The sequence below is a fragment of the Methylomonas sp. MS20 genome (genome assembly GCF_050275925.1).
In the GTDB taxonomy this organism is placed as follows: domain Bacteria; phylum Pseudomonadota; class Gammaproteobacteria; order Methylococcales; family Methylomonadaceae; genus Methylomonas; species Methylomonas koyamae_A.
The window spans coordinates 3694131-3720073 of sequence record NZ_CP189962.1 but is presented as its reverse complement, the minus strand read 5'-3'; the positions used below and the strand labels follow the sequence as shown (position 1 = coordinate 3720073).

General features: G+C 56.8%; 26 protein-coding genes and 1 tRNA gene. 20 read left to right on the top strand and 7 right to left on the bottom strand.

Going from position 1 to position 25943, the window contains the following annotated elements; translation table 11 throughout:
- Window positions 1–14: 14 nt before the first annotated feature.
- From ACQE3D_RS16565 to ACQE3D_RS16555, 3 genes are all read right to left on the bottom strand, one after another.
- Window positions 15–455, bottom strand: a complete 441-nt coding sequence (locus ACQE3D_RS16565; RefSeq protein WP_231883571.1) for a hypothetical protein — start codon at window positions 453–455, stop codon at window positions 15–17.
- 597 nt (window positions 456–1052) lie between these two features.
- Window positions 1053–1127 (bottom strand) — tRNA-Gly (locus ACQE3D_RS16560).
- A 75-nt stretch (window positions 1128–1202) separates the two neighbouring features.
- Window positions 1203–1343, bottom strand: a complete 141-nt coding sequence (locus tag ACQE3D_RS16555) for a hypothetical protein (RefSeq protein WP_157197760.1) — start codon at window positions 1341–1343, stop codon at window positions 1203–1205.
- 598 nt (window positions 1344–1941) lie between these two features.
- Here ACQE3D_RS16555 and ACQE3D_RS16550 point away from each other — a divergent pair.
- The 11 genes from ACQE3D_RS16550 to ACQE3D_RS16500 all read left to right on the top strand — a co-directional run bounded on the left by ACQE3D_RS16550 (window position 1942) and on the right by ACQE3D_RS16500 (window position 12818).
- On the top strand, window positions 1942–2304 hold the full coding sequence (locus ACQE3D_RS16550) for a response regulator (protein WP_064025843.1): 363 nt from the start codon (window positions 1942–1944) through the stop codon (window positions 2302–2304).
- A 33-nt stretch (window positions 2305–2337) separates the two neighbouring features.
- Window positions 2338–4374 (top strand): chemotaxis protein CheA, encoded by a 2037-nt coding sequence (locus ACQE3D_RS16545; RefSeq protein WP_427551006.1) that lies wholly within the window; start codon window positions 2338–2340, stop codon window positions 4372–4374.
- Window positions 4375–4404: 30 nt separating this feature from the next.
- Window positions 4405–4911 (top strand): chemotaxis protein CheW, encoded by a 507-nt coding sequence (locus ACQE3D_RS16540; RefSeq protein WP_313729687.1) that lies wholly within the window; start codon window positions 4405–4407, stop codon window positions 4909–4911.
- 33 nt (window positions 4912–4944) lie between these two features.
- Entirely contained in the window at window positions 4945–7284 is a 2340-nt protein-coding gene (locus tag ACQE3D_RS16535; protein WP_313729688.1) for a methyl-accepting chemotaxis protein, read from the top strand.
- A gap of 39 nt (window positions 7285–7323) precedes the next feature.
- Window positions 7324–7815: a chemotaxis protein CheW gene (locus ACQE3D_RS16530; protein ID WP_064025845.1), complete on the top strand. Its 492-nt coding sequence runs from the start codon at window positions 7324–7326 to the stop codon at window positions 7813–7815.
- A complete protein-coding gene (locus tag ACQE3D_RS16525; RefSeq protein WP_313729689.1) occupies window positions 7812–8573 on the top strand; it encodes a ParA family protein in 762 nt (253 codons plus the stop codon). The genes ACQE3D_RS16530 and ACQE3D_RS16525 overlap by 4 nt, the downstream gene beginning before the upstream one ends.
- Window positions 8573–9046, top strand: a complete 474-nt coding sequence (locus tag ACQE3D_RS16520; RefSeq protein ID WP_313729690.1) for an STAS domain-containing protein — start codon at window positions 8573–8575, stop codon at window positions 9044–9046. Before ACQE3D_RS16525 ends, ACQE3D_RS16520 begins: the two co-directional genes overlap by 1 nt.
- An 18-nt stretch (window positions 9047–9064) precedes the next feature.
- Window positions 9065–9922, top strand: a complete 858-nt coding sequence (locus tag ACQE3D_RS16515; protein WP_313729691.1) for a CheR family methyltransferase — start codon at window positions 9065–9067, stop codon at window positions 9920–9922.
- Window positions 9919–10560, top strand: a complete 642-nt coding sequence (locus ACQE3D_RS16510) for a chemoreceptor glutamine deamidase CheD (protein WP_427551004.1) — start codon at window positions 9919–9921, stop codon at window positions 10558–10560. Before ACQE3D_RS16515 ends, ACQE3D_RS16510 begins: the two co-directional genes overlap by 4 nt.
- Before the next feature lie 4 nt (window positions 10561–10564).
- Complete coding sequence (locus tag ACQE3D_RS16505; RefSeq protein ID WP_071160925.1) at window positions 10565–11620, top strand: protein-glutamate methylesterase/protein-glutamine glutaminase; 1056 nt, start codon at window positions 10565–10567, stop codon at window positions 11618–11620.
- 103 nt (window positions 11621–11723) lie between these two features.
- The gene (locus tag ACQE3D_RS16500; RefSeq protein ID WP_064025821.1) at window positions 11724–12818 is read left to right on the top strand and encodes an AI-2E family transporter; all 1095 of its coding nucleotides are present in this window, start codon (window positions 11724–11726) and stop codon (window positions 12816–12818) included.
- An 81-nt stretch (window positions 12819–12899) separates the two neighbouring features.
- On the opposite strand, the gene ACQE3D_RS16495 is transcribed toward ACQE3D_RS16500, so the two are convergent.
- Window positions 12900–13067, bottom strand: a complete 168-nt coding sequence (locus ACQE3D_RS16495; RefSeq protein WP_313729693.1) for a hypothetical protein — start codon at window positions 13065–13067, stop codon at window positions 12900–12902.
- 12 nt (window positions 13068–13079) lie between these two features.
- The gene (locus ACQE3D_RS16490; RefSeq protein ID WP_064025823.1) at window positions 13080–14492 is read right to left on the bottom strand and encodes a PhoH family protein; all 1413 of its coding nucleotides are present in this window, start codon (window positions 14490–14492) and stop codon (window positions 13080–13082) included.
- 216 nt (window positions 14493–14708) lie between these two features.
- Here ACQE3D_RS16490 and ACQE3D_RS16485 point away from each other — a divergent pair, with 216 nt between their 5' ends.
- The 9 genes from ACQE3D_RS16485 to rluB all read left to right on the top strand — a co-directional run bounded on the left by ACQE3D_RS16485 (window position 14709) and on the right by rluB (window position 22838).
- Complete coding sequence (locus tag ACQE3D_RS16485) at window positions 14709–15254, top strand: hypothetical protein (protein ID WP_331710111.1); 546 nt, start codon at window positions 14709–14711, stop codon at window positions 15252–15254.
- Window positions 15255–15281: 27 nt separating this feature from the next.
- Entirely contained in the window at window positions 15282–15986 is a 705-nt protein-coding gene (locus ACQE3D_RS16480) for a tetratricopeptide repeat protein (protein WP_313729694.1), read from the top strand.
- Between the two features lie 24 nt (window positions 15987–16010).
- A complete protein-coding gene (locus tag ACQE3D_RS16475) occupies window positions 16011–17930 on the top strand; it encodes an ATP-dependent DNA helicase (protein WP_313729695.1) in 1920 nt (639 codons plus the stop codon).
- 75 nt (window positions 17931–18005) lie between these two features.
- Window positions 18006–18692, top strand: coding sequence for a tRNA (adenosine(37)-N6)-threonylcarbamoyltransferase complex dimerization subunit type 1 TsaB (gene tsaB / locus ACQE3D_RS16470; RefSeq protein WP_168028970.1), 687 nt, complete (start codon window positions 18006–18008; stop codon window positions 18690–18692).
- A gap of 39 nt (window positions 18693–18731) precedes the next feature.
- Window positions 18732–19355 (top strand): L-threonylcarbamoyladenylate synthase, encoded by a 624-nt coding sequence (locus tag ACQE3D_RS16465; RefSeq protein WP_064025833.1) that lies wholly within the window; start codon window positions 18732–18734, stop codon window positions 19353–19355.
- Window positions 19356–19359: 4 nt separating this feature from the next.
- Window positions 19360–20013 (top strand): site-2 protease family protein, encoded by a 654-nt coding sequence (locus ACQE3D_RS16460; RefSeq protein ID WP_064025835.1) that lies wholly within the window; start codon window positions 19360–19362, stop codon window positions 20011–20013.
- A 51-nt stretch (window positions 20014–20064) separates the two neighbouring features.
- Window positions 20065–20886: a segregation and condensation protein A gene (locus tag ACQE3D_RS16455; RefSeq protein WP_064025837.1), complete on the top strand. Its 822-nt coding sequence runs from the start codon at window positions 20065–20067 to the stop codon at window positions 20884–20886.
- A gap of 112 nt (window positions 20887–20998) precedes the next feature.
- Window positions 20999–22096, top strand: coding sequence for an SMC-Scp complex subunit ScpB (gene scpB / locus ACQE3D_RS16450; protein WP_313729696.1), 1098 nt, complete (start codon window positions 20999–21001; stop codon window positions 22094–22096).
- A gap of 16 nt (window positions 22097–22112) precedes the next feature.
- On the top strand, window positions 22113–22838 hold the full coding sequence (rluB, locus tag ACQE3D_RS16445) for a 23S rRNA pseudouridine(2605) synthase RluB (RefSeq protein ID WP_083386234.1): 726 nt from the start codon (window positions 22113–22115) through the stop codon (window positions 22836–22838).
- Between the two features lie 172 nt (window positions 22839–23010).
- Here the strand turns inward: rluB and ACQE3D_RS16440 are convergent, their stop codons facing one another.
- A complete protein-coding gene (locus ACQE3D_RS16440; protein ID WP_313729697.1) occupies window positions 23011–24537 on the bottom strand; it encodes a tetratricopeptide repeat-containing sulfotransferase family protein in 1527 nt (508 codons plus the stop codon).
- A gap of 218 nt (window positions 24538–24755) precedes the next feature.
- Complete coding sequence (locus ACQE3D_RS16435) at window positions 24756–25871, bottom strand: hypothetical protein (RefSeq protein ID WP_313729698.1); 1116 nt, start codon at window positions 25869–25871, stop codon at window positions 24756–24758.
- Window positions 25872–25943: the final 72 nt, after the last annotated feature.

Below are 25943 nucleotides of genomic sequence, written 5' to 3'. Positions count from 1 at the left end.
CTCTGGGCTCCCGATCATTCAAGATAAAACAGAACCCGTACCGACGGGCTGACTTTGTCGTCTTCCACATAGCCGATGGCGTCGCGGTTTTGGGATACCGTTTCCAACACGCTGGCGCTGTCCGGCAACATGCGCGGCGGCGTGGCGCGGCCGCTGAACATCAGTCGGGCCCAGTAGGCGTTGATTTGCGCCAACGGCTTTTCGGTTAGCGTTTCGTAAAAACGCTCGCGTAACGGCGAGCCGCCTTGCTGGTCCAACGGCAGAGGGATGCGGTTGTTGGGAAGGCTCACCAACCGGCCTAAATAGATGTCGACGATTTGCTTGCGCGACATGTCGGCGAAACCGTTGTCCGGGTGAACGATGACCGCAATGCGCGGCTGTCCGGCGGCCATCTGCCACCAGAGCACAAACAACAGCGACAGGCATTTCGCATTGGAGCGCAGTGTCGATAACAATCCCGAAGTCTCCCGGTGTGGCGATGGCTGGAGCGATTCTAACAAGAATAATAGCTCAGTAGACCGTAGAGATTTTGGGGCACTCAAGGACGTTTCGCTACGAGTCTGCCAGCGAGCCGCCAGCGATTTTCCAGGCAAGACTTTCGTTACGCGTTACCACTCCGAGCAAGGGGATTGTCGGCAAGCCGAGGTTTTTGGAGGAAATTACTGGGGCAAAGGGCTGGAACATCCGTCACGCCCCGACGCTGTTGAGAGCTAGGGAACGCGGGGAGCAGATTTAGGCCCCCGAAAAATGGGGCGTTGATATCAAGTCCGACGGCGGTAAGGCGCCGGTTTATTTCGAACGCATCAGAATGTGTAAGCTTGTCGGCAATTCCGAGCAAACCGAGAATAGTTGCCACGACTCGCTAGCGTCTAGTGTCGTGGGCGAATCCGTGGTTGCCAAGCTACGCGTAGATGAAGCGGAGAATGATTTGAGGAGTTCGGTACGCGACCCGCACCGGTCCAACGAAAGCGACATTTCCGCGTAAAAAATGCCGAACCTCGAACGCTAGCGTTTCAAAAGTCAACGCGCTCGATCTATTGAGCTAGGCGGCTTGGAGCGGGCGATGGGAGTCGAACCCACGTCTTTGGCTTGGGAAGCCAAGGTAATGGCCGTTATACGACGCCCGCTAGGGGGTGAGGGCGGCCGGCATATCGGTGAGCAGGCCTGCCGAATCGAATTCTATCTCAAGTCAGTGCGGGTGGCTAACGCGTATCTGCGCTGTGCCAAGCTTCAGAGAAAAAGGCCGAGAGTTCCAGATAGAGTGCGCGCACCAATTGAATCGCGGCGACCGCTAATATGGCGCCAATCGAGAATCCGGCAAACAGCATCAACACGACTTTCATATTGTCCTCCACTTACTTAGGGTTATGACTCGAAATCACCGCCAATCAGGTCGGCGGGCGCTAAGTGTCAAGACTTTCGATAAGATTTTCAATATGTTTATTCGCAACAAAAGTGGTGAATTTGTAACGTTAATTCAATCAGTTAGTTAATGCTTGATCTTGATGCAGAGTAGTAGGTTGGGTGGCGTGATTGATACGGCTAAATGCGGTGTCGATCACAGAAATATACAGGCTTGGCTGGCCCTAAGGTCCGTTCGCAAGCGGAACTGTCCTCAAGCTTGAGGCAAAACGGTAAGACCTTAGCGACTGCGAGCGTCAACGCCTACGGTCGCTCAGGTACTTACTTCGATGGCGAATGGGCTTTTTCCCAATTCGAGTAATCAGGCCGATAGCCGGTTTTGTTTGTTTATCTGGCGACATCTTCGCAAAATTCAGCTAATGATCAGGAGCGCCCATGAGTTTCGCCGGAAACTTTGTTTCGGTTAACTATACTGTCAACCGACTTCTAAGATCGCCTGCTCGCCTATTCCAGGCGATAAAACGTTTCGCCGGGTTGCGAACGGCGGATGACAAAATCTTTAATTTGGAGGAAATCTCAGTGACCTCGATACTTGCTGTGGACGATTCCGCATCCATGCGCCAAATGGTGTGTTTTACCTTGAAAGGGGCGGGTTACGACGTCGTGGAAGCGGTTGATGGCGTCGACGGACTCAATAAAGCCAAGAGCCAAGCCTTCGATTGTGTTGTCACCGATGTCAACATGCCGAACAAGGACGGTATCCAGCTGATCAGGGATTTGCGCGCCCTGCCGAACTACAAATATACGCCGTTGCTGATGCTGACCACCGAGGCCGGTATGGATAAGAAGCAACTGGGTAAGGAGGCAGGGGCGACGGGCTGGATCGTCAAGCCGTTCAATCCGGAGCAGTTGTTGAAAACGATCCAAAAGGTTTTGGGTTAAGCCGCTGTCTGCGAGGCGCCGTTGACTATCGACATGTCCCAGTTTCATCAAGTCTTCTTCGAAGAAAGCTTCGAAGGGCTTGATGTCATGGAATCCGGGTTGTTAAGCCTTGATGTTGGTTCGGCGGACGCCGAATCGATCAATACTCTATTCCGGGCGGCCCACTCGATCAAGGGCGGTAGCGGCACATTCGGCTTCACCGAAGTCTCCGACTTTACTCACGTCATGGAAACCTTGCTGGACGAAATGCGCGACGGTCGTCGGCAAGTCGCCGATGGGACGGTGAGGGCATTGTTGGAATCGGTCGATTGCCTAAGAGACATGCTGGGCCGCTTGAAAGGCGCCGAGCCGTTGGATCAAGCGCGCATCGCTCGAACCAAAGCCGTGTTGGAAGCCGAATTGGCCGGTTCGCATTCCGATGATCCAAACGCTGGCAGTGGCTTACCGGCCTTGTCTCTACCCAATGATGCCGACGCGACCGATTTACCGGGGAGCGCTTGGGCGATCGCGTTCAGCCCGCATCGGTATTTATTGAAAACCGGCAACGAACCGGTACGGATGTTCCGCGAATTGGCCGGTTTGGGCGATTTGAAGGTTGCCGTCGATTTGCAGGGCGTGCCAAATTTTTTCGATTTGGACCCCGAGGAATGCTACCTGTCCTGGAAGTTGACGTTAACCGGCGATGTCGGGCGGGATGATGTCGCCGAGGTTTTCGATTGGGTGGAAAATGATTGCGATCTGGCCATCTACCCGTTACTAAAACACGATTCGGCTGCTGTCGTGGCCGAGCAGCGGCAGGGTGAAGCGGAGGCGGTCAAGACGATCCAAGCGGCGCCTTTCCAAATCATCCCTAACAGCGCCGAGCCGACCGCTCACGAAGACGCTAAGCCCGCCGCGAAGAGCGCGGGTTCGATTCGGGTGGATATCGCGAAAATCGATCATTTGATCAACATGGTTGGCGAATTGGTCATCACCCAATCGATGCTCAGTTTGGTCGGCGAGCGCTTCGAGGCCGGCAAACTGGACCAATTGCGCAACGGATTGACTCAACTCGAACGCCATACCCGCGAGTTGCAGGAAAGCGTCATGAACATTCGGATGTTGCCGGTCAGTTTTGTGTTCAGCCGTTTTCCGCGCCTGGTACACGATTTAAGCACTAAACTCGGCAAGAAAATCGAATTGAAGCTGATCGGCGAAAACACCGAGGTCGACAAGACCGTGGTCGAGTTATTGGCCGATCCTTTGGTCCATTTGGTTCGCAACAGCTTGGACCATGGCATCGAAATGCCCCAGGTTCGTCTGGCGGCCGGCAAACCGGAGACAGGCACCGTTACGCTACAGGCTTATCATCGCGGCGGCAATATTGTCATCGAAGTCAAAGACGACGGCCAAGGTTTGGACGGCGCCAAACTACGCGCCAAAGCGGTGGAGAAAGGATTGATTGGCGCGGACGCCGCGCTATCCGAACGGCAGTTGTACGACCTGATCTTCCTGCCCGGCTTTTCGACAGCGGACAAGTTGACCGATATTTCCGGGCGGGGCGTCGGTATGGACGTGGTGCGGCGTAATATTCAAGCCTTGGGCGGCAATATAGAAATCGCTTCGGAATTGGGCAAGGGTTCCACCTTCGCAATCTATTTGCCGCTGACCTTGGCGATACTGGACGGTCAATCGGTAGCGGTCGGCGACGAGATTTACATCCTGCCGCTGGGTGCGATCGTCGAATCGTTGAATATCAGCGAAGACAGAGTCAATCGGGTAGCCGGCAAAGGCGAGACCTTCCACCTGCGCAGCCAATATCTGCCGATCATCCGCCTACATCGAATTTTTCAGGTGCCGGGCGCCAAAGCGACCAAATTGACCGACGGGTTGTTGGTGGTCGTGGAAAGTCATGGCGTGCGCTGCGGTCTGTTTGTCGACGATCTGCTCGGCCAGCAACAAGTGGTGATTAAGTCCCTGGAAGCCAATTATCGGCGGATCGACGGCGTATCCGGCGCGACGATTCTGGGTGACGGGTCCGTGGCGCTCATTCTGGATATTCCGGGGTTGGTCGCCTTGGCCAATCAATGAGCGAAACTTACGCATGCTAATGGAGGCAATATGAGCGATGCAGCGCTAGCGGTCGCCAATAAGGCCGGCGATATTCGGCAATTTCTGACTTTCGTTTTGGGCGACGAGCGTTACGGCGTCGATATTTTGCGGGTTCAGGAACTGCGCTGCTGGGAGCCGGTGTCGCGGATACCCAACGTCCCGTCTTACGAAAAAGGCGTCGTCAATTTGCGTGGCGCCATCGTACCCATTATCGATTTACGCGAGCGCTTTCAGCTGGGTACCGGCCAAGTCGGCCCGATGACCGTCGTGGTCGTGTTGCAGGTCAATGTAGGGGCCGCGATAAAAATCATGGGCGTGGTCGTCGACGCGGTATCCGATGTCGTTGACGTTGAAAAAAATGCAATCCAAAGCGCGCCGCATTTTGGCACCAAGGTCAGTACCGAATTTATCGCAGGACTCGCGTCGGTGCGTAACGAGATGGTGATGTTGCTCGATGTCGATCGATTGTTAAAGCTTGAAGGTTTGGAAGACGCCGACGATGGTCGGACCCCGTGACGCGCAAGGCCGAATTTCAACGGAGAAATTGCAATGAGAGTGAACCAACCTGTGACCGACCGCGAAGTCACGATGACACCGGGTACGGTGCTGGTGACGCGGACCAACCTGAAAGGCATCATCACTTACGCCAATGAAGCGTTCATTGAAATTAGCGGTTTCAGTCGGGATGAATTAATCGGTGCCAACCACAATCTGGTTCGCCATCCCGACATGCCGGAGGCGGCATTCGCCGATCTTTGGCAATGCCTGAAAGCGGGCCTCCCCTGGACCGCGCCGGTCAAGAACCGCACCAAGTCCGGCGATTTTTATTGGGTCGAAGCCAATGTCACGCCGGTCCGGAAGAACGGTAAAGTCCACGAGTATTTGTCGGTTCGCTATGCGCCCAGTCGCGAGCAAATCAATCAGGCCGAAGCGTTCTATGAAAAATTGGCGAACAAGCAGGCCACGATCCGGCCGGTTGGCTTGCGGGCGGCGCGGGCGAAATTGGCCGACATCGGTATCGGTACTAAATTGGCGATCGCCGGGCTGCTATTGGCCTTGCCCACGCTGATTTGGCTTGCGCAAGCGATTGCCGAGCAAAAATATCCGATGGCGGCCGCGGCAGGCGCGATGATCACGGTTGGCGGCTGGATAGGTGTATCGGCGGTGCGCCGCATTCTCGAACATTTACGCGAGTCGACGCGGATTTGTTACCGCCTAGCCGACGACCAATTCCGGAACGAGATCGAGTTGAACCGCAACGATCAGATCGGCGCGTTCAACCGGGCTTTGTATACCACCCAAGTCAAACTGATCGCCGATTTGGCTTACTCGAAGCAGGTCGCCTACGAAGCCACCCGCATCAAACAGGCTTTGGACAATGTCGAGTCTTGCGTGATGGTGGCCAATAACGATTTGGACATCATCTATATGAATAACACCGTCAAGGCGATGTTCAAAAACGCGGAGGCCGATATTCGTCGGCAATTGCCGAATTTCGACGCGGACGCCTTGCTGGGCGCCAATATCGATCAGTTCCACCAACACCCGGCGCACCAGCGCGGATTAATGGCCGGCTTGGTGCAAACCTTTAGCTCGCAATTGGTCATCGGTGGCCGACATATGAATATCGTCGCGAATCCGGTGGTTAACGACGAAGGCGCCCGTATCGGTGTCGTGGTCGAATGGCTAGATCGCACGCGCGAGGTCAAGGTCGAACGAGAGATCGAGGCCATCGTTCAAAGTGTCAAGACCGGACAACTGGATAAGCGCTTGGCCCTCGACGACAAACAAGGTTTTTTCGCCAAGTTAAGCCAAGAAATCAACGACCTGACCGATGTGATCGAACGGGTATTCGAAGAAGTCGGCAGCACGATGAAAAGCATGGCCGAAGGCGATCTGAGTAACCGGATTACCAGCGATTATCAGGGGGTCTACCTGACCTGTAAGAACGACATCAACAGCACGATCGATAAGTTGGGCGACATCTTCGGCGAAGTTACCGAGTCGGCGAACTTCATCAACAATTCGTCGCGGGAAATCGCCAGCGGCAACAATAATCTGTCGCAACGCGCCGAACAACAGGCCGCAAACCTGGAGGAAACCGCGGCCAGCATGGAAGAATTGACCAGTACCGTCAAAAACAACGCGGAGAACGCCCAGCAGGCGAATTTGGTGGCGGACAACGCCAGAGAACTCGCCGAGAAGGGCGGAAACGTGGTGACCGCGGCCGTCAAGGCCATGCAGGATATCAACGAAAGCAGCAATAAAATCGCCGACATTATTGGCGTTATCGACGAAATTGCGTTCCAGACCAACCTACTGGCGTTGAACGCGTCGGTGGAAGCGGCCCGAGCCGGCGAACAAGGCCGTGGCTTCTCGGTGGTCGCGACTGAAGTTAGAAATCTGGCGCAACGTAGCGCTACCGCCGCGCGGGAAAGCAAGGAACTGATTCAGTCCAGCGTGCAAAAAGTTCGGGTCGGGACCGATTTTGTCAATCAAACCGGTAAGGCTCTGGTCGAAATTGTCGCCAGCGTCAAAAAGGTTGGCGATATCGTCGCCGAAATAGCGAATGCCAGTGCCGAACAATCGGCCGGCATTGCTCAAGTGAACCAAGCCGTGGCGCAAATGGACGAGATCACTCAACAAAACGCCGCGTTGGCCGAGCAAGCTTCGGCGGCCAGCGTATCGATGAGCGATTTGTCGATGAACATGGTAGAACTGCTGTCGTTTTTTAAGCTGGACGAGCGCCAGCAGCGGCAGGCGAACACGCCGCAAAAGTCCGCGGTAACGCCCGACATTGCGAATAACGCCGCGCCGGCTTTCAGCAAGCGTCCGATTTCTCCGGCGTTTAAACCGGCGAGCGACGACGACGAATGGCAAGACTTCTAATTGCAGCCTGTCATCGCGGCCTTAACCTTCCAATTCAATATGAACGACAGTAACGCGACCGACCGCAATATCGAACAATTTTTGACATTCGAGTTGGCCGGCGATGCCTATGCGCTGAGCATTTTGAAGGTCCAGGAAATTCGCGGTTGGGAACCTGTGCGCAAACTGCCGGATACGCCGGCTTTCGTCGTCGGGGCGCTCAACTTGCGCGGCATGATCGTGCCGGTCGTCGATTTACGGATTCGCTTCGGAATCGAGCGAGCGGAGTACACGCCGACCACGGTGGTGATTGTGGCATGCGTGGAGACCGCCGCGCACGACCAAGTGGTGATGGGCGTCATTGCCGATGCGGTTTCCGATGTGCTGGATGTCGATCCCGCCGAGATCAAACCAGCGCCGAATCTGGGCGCGAGGATCGATACCCGCTACATGCGCGGAATCTACGTGGCCAAGCAGCACATGGTGATGGTCCTGAATGTCGATAAATTACTGGACCCGGAAGAATTCGTCGGTCTCGGCGCCGCGTCATGAGTCGGCGCATCGTCGCGATCCTGAATCAAAAAGGTGGCGTCGGCAAAACCACGACCGCGGTTAATCTTTGCCACGCCTTGGCTCGGATGGGTCAACGGATAGCCGTGATCGATTTGGACCCGCAATGCCATCTCTCGGTATCGTTGGGCGTCAGGTCCAACACTCGGTCAGGCGTCGATGAAGCGATGTTGGGCGGCGCTAATCTGGAGGGTTGCGCGGTCCAGGCGCGGGAAAATTTGTGGTTGATACCGCCAGGGCCGCGCTTGCAAGAAATCGAACAGCTCAGCCAGGGTGAAACTCACCGTGGCGATTTGCTGGCGATCGCGCTGGCGAATAGCCTGACGGAGATCGACTCGGTGTTCATCGATTGCCCGCCGTCGTCCGGCATTCTGGTGGCGAATGCGTTAATGGCCGCCGACGAGATTTTGATACCGATGACCAGCGATTATCTGGCCTTGCAGGGTTTGTCGCACTTGATGGGGACTTTGCTGAAATTCGAGGCGGCGTTAAATAAACATTACTTGCTGCGCTTGGTGATGTCCCGCTACGTGCCGACGCGGCGTTTGTCGCAAGATGTGTTGCGGACCTTGGGCGAGTATTTCAGCGGCAAGATTCTGGCGACGCCGATACGCGAGACCGCATTCTTGGCGGAATGCCCAAGTTTTGGCAAAACGATCTTCGAGTACCGGCCGGGTTGTCGCTCGGCGCGGGATTTTAACGCGTTGGCGCGTGACTTTTTGAGCGGAACGGTGATCTGATGGCGGATAAACACGAACCCAGTTTGATCGGTTACGACCCTCTGGCTTGGTTGCGCGAGCCCGGCGTGGCCAAATCGTCCGAACCGAGCGAGGTATTGGCTATCCCGGAACCCAAGCAGCCGGTTTTGGCGGAAGCCGACGCCGACGGCGTTGCCGATAGCGCGACAATGTCGATGGCCCATGCCACGCGTATTGCATTGGAGGCGGTGCAAAGCATCCAGAACGTTTGCAATTTGTATGAGCGGCTTTTGACGGCGCTGGCGGACGCCGAGGCCATTGAAATCGACGCGTCGGCGGTGAGTATGGTCGATACCGCGACCTTGCAACTACTGTTGGTGTTGAAGCGGACCGCACTGGATGCCGGCAAGCAAGTCAGTTTCGATTTTCCGTCGGACCGTTTTGTCGAGGCGGCTCGATTGCTCGGCGTTGCCGAGTTGTTGGAGGTCGACCAGGCTTACGCCGGTTTTTTCTAAACCGGTCGGGAGCTGGATTTGACCGATAATCCATGGCCAGTGCGCGATAGCCAGCGCGAATTTGCCTACACGCGCGCCGATTTCGACCGACTCCGGCAGTTGTCTCGAGATCATTCCGGCATCCAGGTTCCCGACGACAAGTTCGATATGTTCTATTCGCGCTTGGCCAAACGCTTGAGGGCCTTGGGCTTGTCGACGTTTCGGTCTTACGTGGATTATTTGAGCGCCCATCCCGACCTCGAATTTACCGAATTCATAAATTCGGTGACGACCAATCTCACGGCGTTTTTTCGCGAGAACCATCATTTCGAATTTCTGGCTAAACAAGCCCTACCGCAAATCTGTAAGCAGTCCGTGGGGCGTAAAACGTTGAGTGCCTGGTCGGCCGGCTGTTCGACCGGCGAGGAAGCGTATTCGTTGGCAATGACGCTGCACGAACATTTACCGGGCAATTGGCGGTTTCAAGTGCTGGCGACCGATTTGGATACCCAGGTTTTACGGACGGCCGCCGCCGGAGTTTATCCGCTCGAAGCGGTCGCGCGCTTGGGCGAGCGACGATTGAAGCAGTGGTTTCAAAAAGGGGTCGGTCGGCAAGATCGTAGAGTGCGGGTCAAGGCCGAGTTGCGCGAGGCCATTGAGTTTCGCCAGCTCAACTTGATGCGGGATTGGCCGGAGCTGAGCGGCTTTGATCTGATTTTTTGCCGAAACGTGCTGATTTATTTCGACCGAAGCACCAAGGAAGCCTTGGCAAAACGCTATTGGCAAGCGCTACGCCCCGGTGGGTATTTGTTCATCGGTCATTCCGAGTCGTTACACCAGCTCGATACCGGGTTCGAAGCGTTGGGACAGACGGTTTACCGGAAGCCGGAACGATGACGGCGGACACCTTGGCGTTGGCGCCGATTCAAGGGTTCGAACACATCAATCGCTATTGGGACCGCCAGCGCGGGATACAAGCCGCCAAGTTGCTGCCCGGCGATTATTACGTTACCGACCGGGCCGAGCTGATCACGACGGTCTTGGGGGCGTGCGTCGCGGCTTGCGTTTACTGCCCTGGCACCGGCGCCGGCGGTATGAATCATTTCATGTTGCCGCACACCGACCATGCTCGCTTTGTCTCTCCCGAAGAACGTTGTCTCAGCCGCGCCTCGCGTTACGGCAATTTCGCGATGGAGTTTTTGATCAATGGGGTATTGCGCCATGGCGGATGTCGGCGGGACCTGCAAGTCAAACTGTTCGGCGGTGCCAGCGTCGTCGCCAATCTTGGCGGCGTTGGCGTTAGCAATGTCGAATTCGTGTTGGCCTATGTCGAGCGGGAAGGCATGGCATTGGTGTCCTACGATTTGGGCGGCGTGTTTCCGCGCAAGATTGTTTTCGATCCGCGTACCGGCTCGGTGAAGCTGAAAAATCTCGAGCAATTGACCAACGATACGATCGTGCGGCGCGAATCCAGTTACCAGCAAATTGTCAACGGCATGGCGCCGGAAGGTAGTGTCGAACTGTTCACAGGGTGATCGGATGAAGAAAATAAAATTATTGATCGTCGACGATTCGGCATTGATTCGGCAGCTATTGGCAAAAATCGTCGGAGAAGTCGACGATATCGAAGTGATCGGTACCGCCGGCGACCCCTACGAAGCCAGGGAAAAAATCAAGACGCTGAATCCGGATGTGTTAACGTTAGACATTGAAATGCCTAGGATGGATGGCTTGACCTTCCTGGGTAATTTGATGAGGCTCAGGCCGATGCCGGTAGTGATGATTTCGACCTTGACCGCGCAAGGCGCGGAGGCGACCATGGCGGCGCTGACGCTAGGAGCGGTGGATTTCGTTACCAAACCGCAATTGAACAGTGTCGAAAACCTGCGGCAATACGCCGATGAAATCGTTAACAAAATAAGAACAGCTGCAAAAGCGAACATGAAGGTGTGGGATGTCAATCGAGCGCGCGCGGCTGAGCCCGCGACGGCGCTATCCTCGGAGACCGGCCGGCGGTTTACGGCGTCGTCTCGCAAAATTGTCGCGTTGGGCTCGTCGACCGGCGGTACAGAAGCCTTGCGCTTGCTGGTCGGCGGTTTGCCCAGTACCGCGCCGGCGATTCTGGTCGTACAGCATTTACCGGTTGCCTTCAGCGCGTCGTTTGCGAAACACGTCAACGATGCGACCGAGATGCGGGCTGGTCTGGCCATTGACGGCGAACCAGTAATGGCGGGGCATATCTATATCGCTCCCGGTGATCGCCATCTGGCCGTGGCGCTGGAACGGCACGGCTGGGTTTGCCGCTTGTTGGACGGGCCGCCGGTCAATCGGCATAAGCCGTCGGTGGAAGTCTTGTTCAAGTCGGTGGCGGAGCAGGCCGGCTCGGCCGCGATCGGCGTGATGTTGACCGGCATGGGCGCGGACGGTGCCAAGGCCATGTTGGAAATGCGAGACGCCGGCGCCGTCAATATCGTACAGGATGAAGCGACTAGCGTGGTTTGGGGGATGCCCGGCGAAGCTTATCGGCTAGGAGCGGCTCATCACGTCGTGCCGCTGGAACGGATCGCCGCGCAAATCTTGGCCTTGACGCGTTGATCGAGTTTCGACCGGCGCCAAACAGGCCGTACTGTTTCTTTTCCGCATTACTAGGCGGTTTCCGATCGCGGTGGCGGTTGCGGCCGTCGTCTGGAGACTTTGAATGATGCTATACGGCGACCACGCCAATTCCCGATTGCTGACGCGGCTTATTAAGCGGATTTTGCCTAACTCGCAAGCCGTATCGTTGGCCATTATTTTATTGGTCGGCTCGGTCTTGATCTACAGTCTGTTGGGTTTGCTGATGCCGGTATTCGTTGCCATCGTGTTGGCCTATCTGCTCGAGGGCATGGTGGTCAAGGTCGAGCGGAACGTCAGTCGCATCGTGGCGGTACATCTCGTGTATTTCACGTTTCTGACCGTTTTCGGCTTCGTGTTGTTCGTGCTCGTTCCGGTTGTTTCGGAACAAACCGTGCAATTGGTCCAGCACATTCCCGACTTCATACATAGCGCGGAAGCCGAAATCATGCGGTTTCCGGAGCGCCATCCGGAGTTGATTACCGAGGCGCGGATTCGCCAATTGATGTTTTCGGTTCAGCAGGATTTACTCAAATACAGCCAGGATCTGATTTCCGGTTCGGCACAGTCCTTCGTCGGCTTGGTCGCGTTGGTGATCTATCTGTTTTTGGTACCGATGATGGTGTTTTTTCTGCTCAAGGATAAGGCCGTCCTATTGAGTTGGTTTCAACAGTTTTTGCCGAAAGACCGGCATTTGAGCCTGCGGGTGTGGCGGGAAGTCGATAGGCAGATTGCCAACTACGTGCGCGGTAAATTCGTTGAGGTCTTCATTTTGTGGGCCGTCAGTTTTCTGGTGTTTTGGTGGCTGGATCTGAATTACGCGATGCTGCTGGCGGTCTTGATGGGCCTGTCGGTGGTGATTCCCTATATCGGCGCCACGCTGGTAACGCTGCCGGTGCTGGCTGTGGCCTATTTGCAATGGGGTTTGGCGAACGGCGACCATTTTATGTACGTGTTCGTCGCTTATTCCGTGGTGCAGGCGATGGATGGCGTGATTCTGGTGCCCTTGCTGTTTTCCGAGGCGGTGAATTTGCATCCGATCGCCATCATTGTCGCGATCCTGTTTTTCGGCGGCTTGTGGGGATTTTGGGGCGTGTTCTTCGCAATCCCGTTGGCGACCGTGGTCAATGCGGTATTGACGGCCTGGCCCAATTCGGACGGCTTAAGCGTCGACGTTTAATGCCGGCTGTCGAGCCACGGTCGCGCAAACCTCGGTGTCGCCGATACGCGACCGGATGCCGGTCGTGATTCAGCCGGAAGCTTATGCCGATTGGTTTAAGCCATTGATAGACCCGGCGCGGGCGTGCGCCATGTTGCCGGTGCGGCCGACATGGCGATGGCGGTCACCCAGGTCGGGGCTTGGGTAAACAATCCGCGCCGCGACGATAAAAACCGCGTCTGCCTGGCTCCGCAGCAGGGTCAGGGTCAATCCTGGTCGTGGTTATAAATTGTCCGACGCGAAATCCGCCAGCCGCGAACGCTCGCCGCGCCGCAACGTGATGTGCGCGCTGTTTGCCCAGGCCTTGAAGCGGTCGACGACGTAAGTCAAACCGGAACTGGTCGCGGTCAGGTAGGGTGTATCGATCTGTCCCAGGTTGCCGATGCAGATAATCTTGGTGCCGGGACCGGCGCGAGTGATCAGGGTTTTCATCTGCTTGGGCGTCAGGTTTTGCGCCTCGTCGATGATCAAGAAACGGTTCAGAAAGGTCCGGCCGCGCATGAAGTTCAGCGAGCGGATTTTGACCCGGTTCATCAGCACGTTTTGCGACGCGCCTTGCTCCCATTCGGTGTTGCCGGAGCGGCTGCCCAACAGTTCCAGGTTGTCCATCAATGCGCCCATCCAGGGTGCCATTTTCTCTTCCTCGCTGCCCGGCAGAAAGCCGATGTCCTGGCCGACCGGCACCGTTTCGCGGGTCATGATGATTTCCTGGTAGAGCTTATGTTCCATCGTCAGCGACAAGCCGGCGGCCAGCGCCAGCAGCGTCTTGCCGGTGCCGGCGGTGCCGAGCAGCGTGACGAAATCGATATTGGGGTCGAGCAGTGCGTTCAATGCAAAATTTTGTTCGCGATTCTTGGCGCACACGCCCCAAACGCTGTTGTGCTTGGTGCGAAAATCGCGGGCCAGTTGCAAGACCGCGCTCTGGCCGTCGCAAGTTTTGACGATGGCTTCGAAGCCGGATTCGTCGTCCATATACACAAACTGGTTGGGAAACCAGTCGGCCACCGCCGGCCCGCTGACTTTGTAGTAAGTGTGGTTGTTTTCCTGCCAGGACTCCATCTTACCGCCGTTTTCTTCCCAAAAATCGGCTTCCAGCGCCATCGTGCCGTTGTATAGCAGATCGATGTCTTCGATGGTCTGGTCGTTGTGGTAATCCTCGGCGTTCAGTTGCAGCGCGGCGGCCTTGATGCGCATATTGATGTCCTTGGACACCAGGATGACGTTGACGTCAGGGTATTCCTTGCCCAAGGCCAGTACGATGCTCAAAATCGAATTGTCGGCAATCTGGCCGGGCAGATTATCGGGCAGCAGATGCGACAACTGCTTGGTTTGGAAATACAGGCGGCCGTCGTAATCGGCGTCCACGGCTAAACCGTGTTCGATGCGGGACAGCGGCAGGCCGTCGTTGATGGTCTGTTGATTGGCGTCGCGGATCAGTTCGTCCAAGAAACGGCTGACTTGGCGGACATTACGGGAAACGTCGGATAAACCTTTCTTGGCATGGTCGAGTTCTTCGAGGACCACCATCGGAATGAAAATATTGTGTTCCTGAAAGCGAAAGATGGCGGTTGGGTCGTGCATCAAAACGTTGGTGTCCAGCACAAACAATTTTTTGCCCGAAGATTGAATATTCATGGAGTCCTTGAACGATGGGGTGAAGTAACGTTGGGCGGCTTTCCGCTCAGCTACCTTTCTAACTCATCCGCCGAGCCAGCGTCAAATTCTTCACGAAGCCGCGTACGTTTTTTGAGTGTCGCCGCCGCGTCCGTCGGTTGGCGTGATTTGTGTTGCTTCGGCGATTCAACTAGAATCCCAACACCGCACTTTCATTACGGTTTGTCCGCTACACCCATGACTATGACCTATTCAGACGCAAGCCGGCCCGACTTGGATTGGAGCCAGATTAGAGAAACCATCAAACTGTTGACCGTGTCCGCCGCGCAGATGGACGGCAGCATGAAAGACGGCGACGCATCGGTCAATGCGCTGGCCACGGCGTTTACCGGCATGGTCGAAAATCTGGCCGCGATTCGCGAACAATTGACCGGTTTGGCGGAGAGCGAAAATCGGGAAAACGCCTTGGCGCAGTGCGATGCCGCTCGCCGCAAGATCGACGACGCCATCGTTGAATTCCAATTCTACGATCGGCTACAACAATGCCTCCAGCATGTGTCGGCCAACCTGAAGGATTTGTCGGCGATGATCGAAACCCCGCACAGGTTGTATAATCCCGCCGAATGGTGCGCATTGCAGGATGCGATTCGCGGCCGTTATACGATGGAGGCGGAGAAGGTGATGTTCGACGCGATTCATCAAGGCAAATCCATAGAGGAAGCGCTGGCGTTGTTCGAGGCCGCCAATCAGACCGGTGGCGATCCGGACATCCAGTTGTTTTAAATCCACACCTCCATTGCATAAGGTTTAATGAAGAAATCATCCTTGCTCGTCCTGTTCCCGCTAGTGCTGTTGTTGTCGGCTTGCGCCGGCGTTTCGGAATCCGAACGGCCCAGCCCGACCGCGGGCCAGGTCGCCGCCAAGAAAGCCCAGTCCAAGAAAAATCCGGCCGCCAAGGATAAGGCGCCGATACCGCCGGTCGCCAAGAAAGCGCAAGCCAGTGTGCCCGGTACCGGTACCTACGCCATCGAAGAGGTAACCACCAATTTTAAGGACGAACCGAATCTGCCGGCGTTTCGAGCCGAGCCGTTGACGCCGCCGGTTGAATCGGCCGCCACCACGCCGGTGGCGCCGACCGCCGAGGCGGTGCGCCTGAATATCGAAGACGCGCAGATTCCCAGCGGCACGTCGCCGGCCGTCGTCGCGCTGGTTAGCGAAGCCGACCGTAGCCGTAATGCCGGCGACCTGGATGCCGCGGTGGTGGTGATGGAGCGGGCCTTGCGCATCGATGCGCGTAATCCGCTATTGACTTACAAATTGGCCTTGTTGCGGCTCAAGCAGAATAAGGCGCCGCAAGCCGAGGAGCTGGCTGGTAAGGCCGCATTGTTGGCCGGCGGCGATTTGAGCTTGAAACGCAAAAGCTGGCTGCTGATCTCCGAAGCCCGGCAGATGCAGCAAAATCCGCAAGGTGCCAAGGAAGCCAAGGCCAAGGCGGACAGCTTTTTCGGGCATTGATTTTCGCGCCGCGCTGACTTGCAAATGGCCGAACTCGCCGACATCTTTGGCGATGCCGGCGCGTTGGCCGAGGCCATCCCCGGCTACGCGCCGCGTGCCGCGCAAATCGAAATGGCGCAAGCCATTGCCGACGCCATCTCCGCCGGGCAACATTTGATTGCCGAGGCCGGCACCGGGACCGGTAAAACCTTTGCTTATCTGATTCCCGCCATCCTGTCGCGCAAGAAAGTCATTGTTTCGACCGGCACCAAGAATCTGCAAGACCAATTGTTCAACAAGGACATCCCGGTTATCCGCAAGGCGCTGACCCGCACCCCGTTCAAAGCCAGCCTGCTGAAGGGACGCGCCAATTACTTATGCACTTACCGTCTGGATCAGGCTTTGAATTCGGCCTTCGGCTACAGCCAGGAAGACGCCGCGGCGCTGGCCAAAATTCATGCCTGGGGTAAGCGCACCAAGGTCGGCGACGTTTCCGAAGTCGCCGACGTCCAGGACGGCGATCCGATCTGGTTTCACGCCACCTCGACCGCCGACAATTGCCTTGGCCAGGAATGCCCGGATTACGCCGATTGCTTTTTGGTCAAGGCCCGCAAGCAGGCCCAGGAATCCGACGTCGTCGTGGTCAACCACCATTTGTTGTGCGCGGATTGGTCTATTCGGGAAACCGGTTTCGGCGAATTGTTGCCGGACGCCGAAGTCGTCATCATCGACGAAGCCCATCAGTTGGCCGATACCGCATCCAATTTCCTAGGTGTGACGATCAGCGGCAAACAGTTGACCGATCTGGCCGACGATGCGTTGGCCGAATATTTTACCGACGCCAAGGATATGCCGGATCTACGCACCGCTTGCGAAGATTTGCAGCACGAGGTCAAGGACATGCGTCTGGCCTTCGGCTTGGAATTGCGGCGCGGCGACTGGCAGGATATCGAGACCAACCCGAAAATCGCCGGCGCGCTGGAGTCCTTGCAAAAGCAACTGGCGCGCTTGACCGATCAACTCGAACGCGCTTCGGTGCGTAGCAAAGGGCTGGAGTCTTGTTTCGATCGCGCCGAAACCTTGGACGCGCAGCTGGAAACGTTGATCAACGACCGGGACGGGCAGTGGATCAAATGGTACGAAACCTATAACAAATCGTTCACGCTCAGCCGTACACCCCTGGACATCGCCAAGGAGTTTCGAGGCTTCATGGCCCGCCACAAAGCGGCCTGGATATTCACCTCGGCGACGTTGAGTGTCGCCAACAATTTCGCGCATTTCTCGCGCAGTCTGGGTTTGGGCGGCTCCGACAGCCAGAGCTGGGAAAGTCCGTTCGATTACCCGAATCAAGCGCTGTTTTATCACCCCAAGGGCTTGCCGCAACCTAACGATCAGGATTTCACCGACAAAATCGTCGAATTCGCGCTGCCGGTGCTGGAAGCCAGCCGGGGCAGGGCGTTCTTTCTATTCACCAGTCACCGGGCTTTGCAACGAGCCGCCCAATTACTGGACGGTCGGATCGATCATCCGCTACTGGTGCAAGGTACCCGGTCCAAGGCTGCCCTATTGGACCAGTTCAAGGAACTGGGCAACGCGGTACTATTGGCCACCGCCAGTTTCTGGGAAGGCGTGGACGTGCGCGGCGATGCCTTATCTTGCGTTATTATCGACAAACTACCGTTTGCCTCGCCCGGCGATCCGGTGTTGAAGGCCAGGATGAGCGCCATCGAAAAGCAGGGCCGCAACCCGTTTTTCGAACACCAATTACCCAGTGCGATTATCATGCTCAGGCAAGGCGTCGGGCGCTTGATTCGCGACGTCAACGATCGCGGCGTGCTGATGGTTTGCGATCCGCGCTTGTTAAAGCGTTCCTACGGACAGATGTTTTTGGATAGCGTGCCGGCGATGCGGCGTAGTCGCGACATCGAAGATGTGCGGCGGTTTTTTAACGAAGTATCGGATTAGCTCGATACTGGGGCCCGATCGGGCCAGCGAAGCATCGGACGCGTTTTTGATCAACTCTGTTACTCGAACTGAATTATGAAATTACTGGCAGTAGAAACTTCCACCGATGCTTGTTCGGCCGCCTTGTTTTTCGACGGCGAGATCGTCGAGCGCTTCGCCGTCGCGCCGCGCGACCACACCAAACTGATTTTGCCGATGATAGACGAGCTGATGGCCGACGCCGAACTAAAACCTCGGCAACTCGACGCGGTCGCGGTGGGTCGCGGGCCGGGGTCGTTCACCGGGGTTAGAATTGCCGGCGGCCTCGTTCAGGGCATCGCGTTCGGCGCGGATCTGCCGGTGGTGCCGGTATCGACCTTGGCCGCGATCGCCCAGGATTTTTTCAACAAACAATCATTGGCCGAGTTGGCGTTTACCGCGATGGACGCCCGGATGGATGAAATTTACTGGGCGGTGTATCAGCGAGATACCGAACATTTCGCCAAATTGCTTGGCATAGAAGTCGTGACGCCGGCGGGAGAGGTGGCGTTTCCCGAAGCCGTCGGTTTTGGCGTCGGTTCGGGCTGGGGCGTGTATTGTGCCCAGTTGGCTGAATGCCTGGGCGAACTGGTGCAAGGCGTCGAAATCGACGTTTGGCCGAGGGCCGCCTGTATCGCTCAATTGGGCGTGCGCGACTTTATGAAGGGGCTGGCCGTGCCGGTCGAGGAGGCCATGCCGGTCTACCTGCGCGACAAAGTGGCGAAAAAGGAATCGGAAAGATAAGGTACAATGCCGCCCTTACGCGGCAGTTTCATCGGGTCAATGGCACAGTTCTTCGAGATTCATCCGGACAATCCGCAGCAGCGCTTGATCCGGCAGGCGGCGGAAATCGTTCGGAAGGGCGGCGTCATTGCCTATCCGACCGACTCTTCCTACGCGCTGGGTTGCCATATCGGCGACAAGGCGGCAATGGACACCATCCGCCGGATTCGCCGGCTCGACGACAAGCATAACTTCACACTGTGCTGCAGCGATCTGACCCAGGTGTCGACCTTCACCAAGATGGGTAACGACGCCCATCGGCTGATCAAGAAGTTGACGCCGGGACCGTTTACGTTTTTGTTGGACGCCACCCGTGAGGTGCCTCGGCGCTTGCAACACCCCAAGAAAAAAACCATCGGCGTCAGAATTCCGGACAACCGGGTGGCGGCGATGTTGTTGGAAGAACTGGGCGAACCGCTACTGACGGCAACCTTGATTTTGCCCGGCGACGAAGAGGCGCTGAGCGACCCTTACGAAATCCGCCTCGGCCTGGAACACGAACTGGATTTGGTGATGAGCACGGGAACTATCGAAGCGCGCGCCACGACTGTGATCGCCTGCGGCGACAACGGCATCGAAATCGTCAGACAGGGCATAGGCATCGCGCCGATGCTGGAGGCTTGAGACTATGATGGAAGAACTGACCTTGGTGCAACGTGTCGTGGTTTGGAGTTTGCCGGTAGTCTTCGCGATTACCGGCCACGAAGTCGCCCATGGCTGGATGGCCAAACGCTACGGCGACAAAACCGCCGAACGGGAAGGCCGCTTGACGCTGAATCCGTTGCGGCATATCGACCCGCTCGGCACCATCATCATTCCCGGCCTGCTGTTAATCACGTTTACCGGTTTTATCTTCGGCTGGGCCAAGCCGGTACCGATCGACGCCCGCAACTTCAAGCAGCCCAAAAAAGCCATGATGATGGTGGCGTTGGCCGGTCCGTTGGCCAACCTGTGCATGGCGATAGCCTGGGCCTTGCTGGCTAGGATAGGGGTCGCGCTGGAGTTCGAATTCGTCTCGATGCCGTTGATTTACAGCGGCGTGGCCGGCATTACCATCAATCTGGTGTTGATGATGATCAACCTGCTACCGATTCCGCCGTTGGACGGCAGCCGGGTATTGTCCGGATTGTTGCCGGATTATTGGGCATGGCGTTATAACCAATTCGAACGTTATGGTTTCATCGTGTTGCTGATTTTACTGGCGACCGACGTGCTCAGCTTTTTACTGGCCTATCCCATGTTTTATGCGCAGCAATTGTTTTTCACGCTCGCCGGCATGTGAAGCGGTTTCGGATGGGTTTTTTAAGCGCCGAGCGGATGTTCGCTTAAACCGATGAATGCGGTGGAGTTACCGGTGGAAACGGCGCCGGAACCGATTGCGCTGGTGCTCGGCGAGCCGTTCCAAACCTTGCCCGACGATTTGTACATCCCGCCGGATGCGCTGGAAGTGTTTCTGGATGCGTTCGAAGGGCCGTTGGACTTGCTGCTGTATTTGATCCGCCGACAGAATCTGGATATTCTCGATATCCCGATCGCCCAAATCACCAAGCAATACATCGCCTACATCGACATGATGGACAATTTGCGTCTGGAGCTGGCGGCCGAATATCTAGTGATGGCCGCGCTGCTGGCGGAAATCAAATCGCGGATGCTGCTGCCGCGCCAGCCGGAAAGCGAGGAAGAGGAGGAGGACCCGCGCGCCTTCCTGATCCGTAAATTGCAGGAATACGAAGCGATCAAAAAAGTCGCCGAGGAAATCGACCGCTTGCCGCGCCACGAACGCGATACGTTCGAAGCGGTTGTCGACGTTTCGACGATCGGCATCAGGCAGATTCTGCCGGACATCGAGCTCGGCGAGCTGTTACTGTCCCTCCAGGATGTCTTGAAGCGCGCCGAACGACTTAGTCACCACCATATCAGTAAAGAGCCTTTATCAGTCCGTGAACGAATGGCAGCCATTTTGGAAAAACTTGACGGAGCAGATCAGCTCCATTTCTCAGCGTGTTTTACCCGAAGTGAAGGAAAAAACGGGGTGGTTGTCGCGTTTCTTGCCATCCTTGAGCTCTCCAAGGAGCGACTCCTCGACATCTTCCAGCCCGAGCCTTACGCCGGCATCCACGTCCGGCTTAGAGCCAATACCGCTACAGGCGACTGATTCGCCGTCGTTCGCCGCTACCGTCGCCGATGTTCCAGTCAGAGCCAAACCGCGCAAGCCCAGAGTCAAGCCGGAGCCAGTCACGATCTATGTGCAGGTCCGGCGCCGAGCCGTGCGTTTTCCGCGAGGTTGGTCGGTCGAGCGCCATGTCGGCATCGCCGCGCCGACCGAAGCAATCGCAAACGTCGAATCGGTGGAGCCGGCGGCGATCGATGCCGACGTTTCGCGTGGTTTCAGACCCAGTAAGGCGCGCCTGGCGGCCGGCCGGCGCGGCGATTGGCGATGCCCGACATCCGCTGCCACATCGGTCGGGCGCAATAAGTCCTCGGCGCGCTTGCCGCCCAACCGGCGCGGTGACTGGCGGACGCAGTGGCCGGCCGCGCCCGCCGTTAGCCCGCGCAAGCACGTGCCGAGATTGCCGTTGGCCTTGGCCGACGGGTGGCGGGTGGCGGTTACCGAGCGGAGCGAGCCAAGGCCGGCGGTCTTCGACTATCCGCTGGAGGCCAATGTGAATACCAAGCGCATCGTCGAAGCGATTCTGTTCGCCGCCAATCGGCCGATGACGGTCAAACAGATTCAGGAAACCTTTCCCGAACTGGAACAACCGGATACGCTGGCGATTCAGATCGCGTTGGAAGAAATCGCCCGCGACTACGCCGATCGGCCGGTCGGCCTGAAACACCTGGCCAGCGGTTACCGTTTTCAGGTGCGGGAAGGTTTGGCTCATTGGGTCGGCCGGCTGTTCGAGGAGCGCCCAGCGCGTTATTCGCGAGCTCTGCTGGAAACGCTGGCCATTATCGCCTACCGGCAACCGGTGACGCGCGGCGAGATCGAAGACATTCGCGGCGTCAGCGTCAGTACCTCCATCGTCCAGACGCTGCTGGAGCGCGAGTGGGTCAAGGTGGTCGGCCATAAGGAAGTGCCCGGCCGGCCGGCGCTTTACTGCACAACCAAGCAGTTTTTGGATTATTTCAATTTAACGTCGTTGAGCGAATTACCGCCATTGGAAGAGATTGTCGACATGGACCTCGGCTCGTCCGCTCAACCGCCAGCACCACAGGAACCCCGTGAAAGACCGCAAACCGAGCAAACCCCAGTCGGCGAAGGCCCAACCGCCCAAGCGCAAAACCAACCTTCCGAAGCCGAGTCCGACGAAGCCCGGCTCGACGAAACCCGGTCCGGCGACACTCCCGAGCGCACTCTCCACTGACGCGAGCGGCGAACGCATCCAGAAGTTCCTGGCGCGGGCCGGTTTGGGCTCGCGGCGAGAAATCGAGCGTTGGATCGAGGAAGGCAAGCTGACGGTCAACGGCAACCGTATCCAGCCGGGTTATCACTTGAAACCTGGCGATCATTTGGCGGTTAACGGCCGCATCGTCAAGTGGGAGAAGTATGCCGAGCAACCGACCCGCGTGTTGGTGTACCACAAGCCGGTTGGCGAATTGGTGACCCGTCGCGATCCCGAAGGCCGGCCGGTGATTTTTACCCAGTTGCCGCGCTTGGCCGTCGGCCGCTGGATTGCCGTTGGCCGTTTGGACATCAACACCTCCGGCCTGCTGTTGGTCACCAATAACGGCGAGCTGGCCAACCGTTTGATGCATCCGTCGCGCGAGGTCGAACGCGAATACGCGGTGCGCATCCTCGGTGAGGTCGGCGACGACATGATGGAACGCCTGAAAAACGGGGTGGAACTGGAAGATGGCCCCGCTCATTTCGAGGAGGTGAGTTTCTATGCCGGCGAGGGCGCCAACAAGTGGTTTTACGCGACGGTCAAGCAGGGCCGTAATCGCTTGGTGCGCCGCTTGTGGGAATCGCAAGGGGTCAAAGTCAGTCGCCTGATACGGGTGCGTTACGGCGATATCGTACTGCCGGAGCGGGTGCGCGCCCATTCGTTCTACGAACTGGAAGCCAAGGAATTGCAGGAATTACTGGCTTTTGTCGGCCTGGCCTAACGCGCGGGTATTGCCCGAGCGGAAAATTTCGGCGGGAGCGGCTTCGGTCGCGATCAATGGTGTGCCGACACCGGTATGTATGTCATTTGCTCAACGATTCCCTAGTAACGCATCGCTGTCGCGTCCGGCGATTGCGGTTGGCCGGAGCGCCCGCGATGCGCCGGCCGATTCTTCAGTCGTAGCCCAGCGCGGCCAGAAAGGGTTTCAGTTCGGCTTCAATTTCCTCGAACTCATCGGCGTAATGGCGCCAACGGCCGACCGACGACGAATACAAGGGTTGGGCGACTTGCTCGTAACTTGGGCTGGCAATGTATTTGCCGGCCGCTCGCTGGTGGAATTCGGCGACAGCGGGGTTCCAATCCAGACCGATCAGCGAGAACACCCGTCGGAAACTCGCTTCGAAGTCGAATACCGCATCTTCGTAACGCAGTTCGACGAAGTCCATCGTCAACATTGGCTTGACGGTCAGCCACCAATCCATCACCTGGCCGTAAAAGCGCGCCGTGCCGAGCCAAGTCAGCAATGGCACCGTGGACGGCGTGGGAACCATGGTTTGCATGAAGCAGCTCAGGCAAACGTCGCGCGGATCGCGCAGCAAAAACACCAGCTTGGCATCCGGGAAGATCGCGTTGATGAAGCCAAGATCGATGGAGTTCATCGTGGTTTTGTCGAGCAGGCGCTTCGTGCCGATCCGGTCGCCGAACAGTGCTCGCGCCCGATCCCAGTAAAACCGTCGCAGATGCAATACGCTGTCCCAATCCAAACCGGCCAACAATTCGGTCTGTCGGGTGCTTTGCGGGTTGACGCGCCTGAGCTCCTTGACCGTCGCGGCGATCAGGTTGGTTTCGTCGGCAACGAATAAATCGGGGTGAGTGCCCAGCACTTCCTGGGTCAGCGTGGTTCCGGTACGCATGAAACCCAGCACGAAGACCGGTGGGGGCAAGTCGGCCGGAAACTCGCGGCCGGCCCAGCGGCCAAGCAAGTCGCGGGTGTAGGCTGTTTTATAGTCAGCCAACATCGTGGGGACCAAGGTTGCGTCTTGCCGTTTGACCTCGACGAGTTGCGGCGCTATATCGGCGGCGGGACGCAAGTGGGCGAAAACTTGGGAAAACTCGCCCAGCCTATCCAGCAACCGGGCCATCTCCTTGTGGGCGCGAAATTTTTCTTCCGGCTTCAACAGGGGATGGCTCAAGGCCTTGGCTAAACGTTCGCGCGCCGGGTGGTATTGGCCATCCGATATTTCCAGCGTCGCGACGAGTATCGTCAGCATCGGATTGTCAGGCACCAATTTCAACGCTTGTTTGGCGGCGGCCAGTGCCGGCTTTTTTTGATTCAGCCGGGAATGGCTCAGAGCCAACAGTTGGAAACCGCGAACGTGGTTGGGCGCGATTTGTACCGCCTGTTTGCAAAGTTCGAGTGCGCCGTCGTAGTCGCTCCAGTGCTGTAGCTGATCGGCCAAGTCCAAGGCTAAGCCGGTGTCGCGGCTTTTTTTGGCTTTTTTCAGCAGCCATTGGCCCGATAGGCGCAAGTATTTCAGCCCTGCGTCGCGATCGCCCAACCAACATAAGGACTGGCCGAGACAGGCGGCGATTTGCGGATCTTTAGGGCTTTCGGTCAGGGCCTTGCCGAAGCATTCGGCCGCGGCCGCGAAGTCTTTTTGTTGCACTGCGGCTTGGCCGCGTTCCATGAATGACGCCATTTCGAATTCGCAAAAAAAACCGCAAGTTTAAATTGGATTAGTGGGATGTGTGAATGGAATTTGCCGCGCGGTGGATCAGCGTTGATTTTTGAGACTGCCGAGCCCATTGCGCGGCGATGCCAGCGTTGGCTCGAACGATGCGCCTAGCGCGCGACGCGGTAAGCGATCGCGCCATATCGCGGACGGATATGGCGCGGTTTCAGGCTAACGGTGGACGATCAGCGAGGCTTGGTGCTGATACGCATTTTTATCGATGTCGCGGTTTGCACCAGCTCGTAACCCAAGTTCCCAGGCAATATTGGATAGCTCGCTAAAACCGGGTATCCGGTAATGTTGTCGGCGGTGATCAGCGTGACTTCTTGGCCAAACCCCAGCATATATTGTTCGCGAAACGAGACGTACAGTCGGGCGCGATCCAGGTTCAGGTTGCCGTTGACGACCAGTTTGTCATTACCGGCCGCGCCGCCGAGCTGCATTTCGATCGCTCCGTCGATGGTCAAATCATTAACCACCGTTAGCGTGCCTAAGTCGTCGCCGGGGGATATTGTGCCGCCAAACTGAACCGTATTGTAGTCTCCCGTTAAGGTTATCGTACCGTTGCCGGATAATACGCCGTTTTGCAGGTTTAGATTCTTTGCGCCGAACGTCCCATTGATGACGGTTTTACCCCCGGTTTGGGTAAAAGTCGGATAATTGTCGGGATCATTTGTTAAGCAGTGTCCCGACGAGTGCACCTCGAAATATCCATCGTTCAGAATGCCGGGGTTCGGGTTTTCTGGAGTGGCGTCGAATTGACAGTTGTCGGCGGATGCTTCGATCGTCAAGCTGCCGTGGTTAGCAATGGTATTGCGGATGAGCGGGAAGCCGTCAATACCGCCATATAGCTTATCGACAAATCGGAGTGTTCCGAAATTCTCGAGACCGGTTCCCGAGGAATGATAGGAATCGAAATAACCCGAGACAATCATGATGCCGCCGGCTTCGTTGACGATTTTTCGGGAGCCAAGGCCTGATGTCCACGATGATCCGTTGAGTTGCATGAAGCCCCTGTTGCGGACTTCGCCATTCGTAAGTACAGCAAGCGCGGCATTGGAAATTGTGTAGCCATTGTTAATCAGAGATCCCAATATGGTTCTACCCTGTTTGGTGGGGTCGGCCATGTCTCCAATGATCAACGTATCTCCTTTGTTGATAGTGTAAGTTTGACCAGCGGCAACGTTACCTGTCAGAGTTACAAGTGCTGCTTCCGCTTCGGCAATAATCAATATTAGCAAGGCTGCCGTTATCAAGGATCGATTGAAAATTAAACGGTTTTTGTATGTTTCAAATCTCATGGGTTTTTCTCTCGTTTTTGATGGTGTATATAGCTAAATTACTCTCTTGTGTCTAAAGTGCGACTATATTTT

Coding starts and splice junctions, on each gene's coding strand:
- ACQE3D_RS16555 (WP_157197760.1), bottom strand. CDS start 1,343: ATGAAAGTCGTGTTGATGCTGTTTGCCGGATTCTCGATTGGCGCCATA.
- ACQE3D_RS16545 (WP_427551006.1), top strand. CDS start 2,338: ATGTCCCAGTTTCATCAAGTCTTCTTCGAAGAAAGCTTCGAAGGGCTT.
- ACQE3D_RS16540 (WP_313729687.1), top strand. CDS start 4,405: ATGAGCGATGCAGCGCTAGCGGTCGCCAATAAGGCCGGCGATATTCGG.
- ACQE3D_RS16535 (WP_313729688.1), top strand. CDS start 4,945: ATGAGAGTGAACCAACCTGTGACCGACCGCGAAGTCACGATGACACCG.
- ACQE3D_RS16530 (WP_064025845.1), top strand. CDS start 7,324: ATGAACGACAGTAACGCGACCGACCGCAATATCGAACAATTTTTGACA.
- ACQE3D_RS16525 (WP_313729689.1), top strand. CDS start 7,812: ATGAGTCGGCGCATCGTCGCGATCCTGAATCAAAAAGGTGGCGTCGGC.
- ACQE3D_RS16520 (WP_313729690.1), top strand. CDS start 8,573: ATGGCGGATAAACACGAACCCAGTTTGATCGGTTACGACCCTCTGGCT.
- ACQE3D_RS16510 (WP_427551004.1), top strand. CDS start 9,919: ATGACGGCGGACACCTTGGCGTTGGCGCCGATTCAAGGGTTCGAACAC.
- ACQE3D_RS16505 (WP_071160925.1), top strand. CDS start 10,565: ATGAAGAAAATAAAATTATTGATCGTCGACGATTCGGCATTGATTCGG.
- ACQE3D_RS16500 (WP_064025821.1), top strand. CDS start 11,724: ATGATGCTATACGGCGACCACGCCAATTCCCGATTGCTGACGCGGCTT.
- ACQE3D_RS16490 (WP_064025823.1), bottom strand. CDS start 14,492: ATGAATATTCAATCTTCGGGCAAAAAATTGTTTGTGCTGGACACCAAC.
- ACQE3D_RS16485 (WP_331710111.1), top strand. CDS start 14,709: ATGACTATGACCTATTCAGACGCAAGCCGGCCCGACTTGGATTGGAGC.
- ACQE3D_RS16480 (WP_313729694.1), top strand. CDS start 15,282: ATGAAGAAATCATCCTTGCTCGTCCTGTTCCCGCTAGTGCTGTTGTTG.
- ACQE3D_RS16475 (WP_313729695.1), top strand. CDS start 16,011: ATGGCCGAACTCGCCGACATCTTTGGCGATGCCGGCGCGTTGGCCGAG.
- tsaB (WP_168028970.1), top strand. CDS start 18,006: ATGAAATTACTGGCAGTAGAAACTTCCACCGATGCTTGTTCGGCCGCC.
- ACQE3D_RS16465 (WP_064025833.1), top strand. CDS start 18,732: ATGGCACAGTTCTTCGAGATTCATCCGGACAATCCGCAGCAGCGCTTG.
- ACQE3D_RS16460 (WP_064025835.1), top strand. CDS start 19,360: ATGATGGAAGAACTGACCTTGGTGCAACGTGTCGTGGTTTGGAGTTTG.
- ACQE3D_RS16455 (WP_064025837.1), top strand. CDS start 20,065: ATGAATGCGGTGGAGTTACCGGTGGAAACGGCGCCGGAACCGATTGCG.
- ACQE3D_RS16440 (WP_313729697.1), bottom strand. CDS start 24,537: ATGGCGTCATTCATGGAACGCGGCCAAGCCGCAGTGCAACAAAAAGAC.
- ACQE3D_RS16435 (WP_313729698.1), bottom strand. CDS start 25,871: ATGAGATTTGAAACATACAAAAACCGTTTAATTTTCAATCGATCCTTG.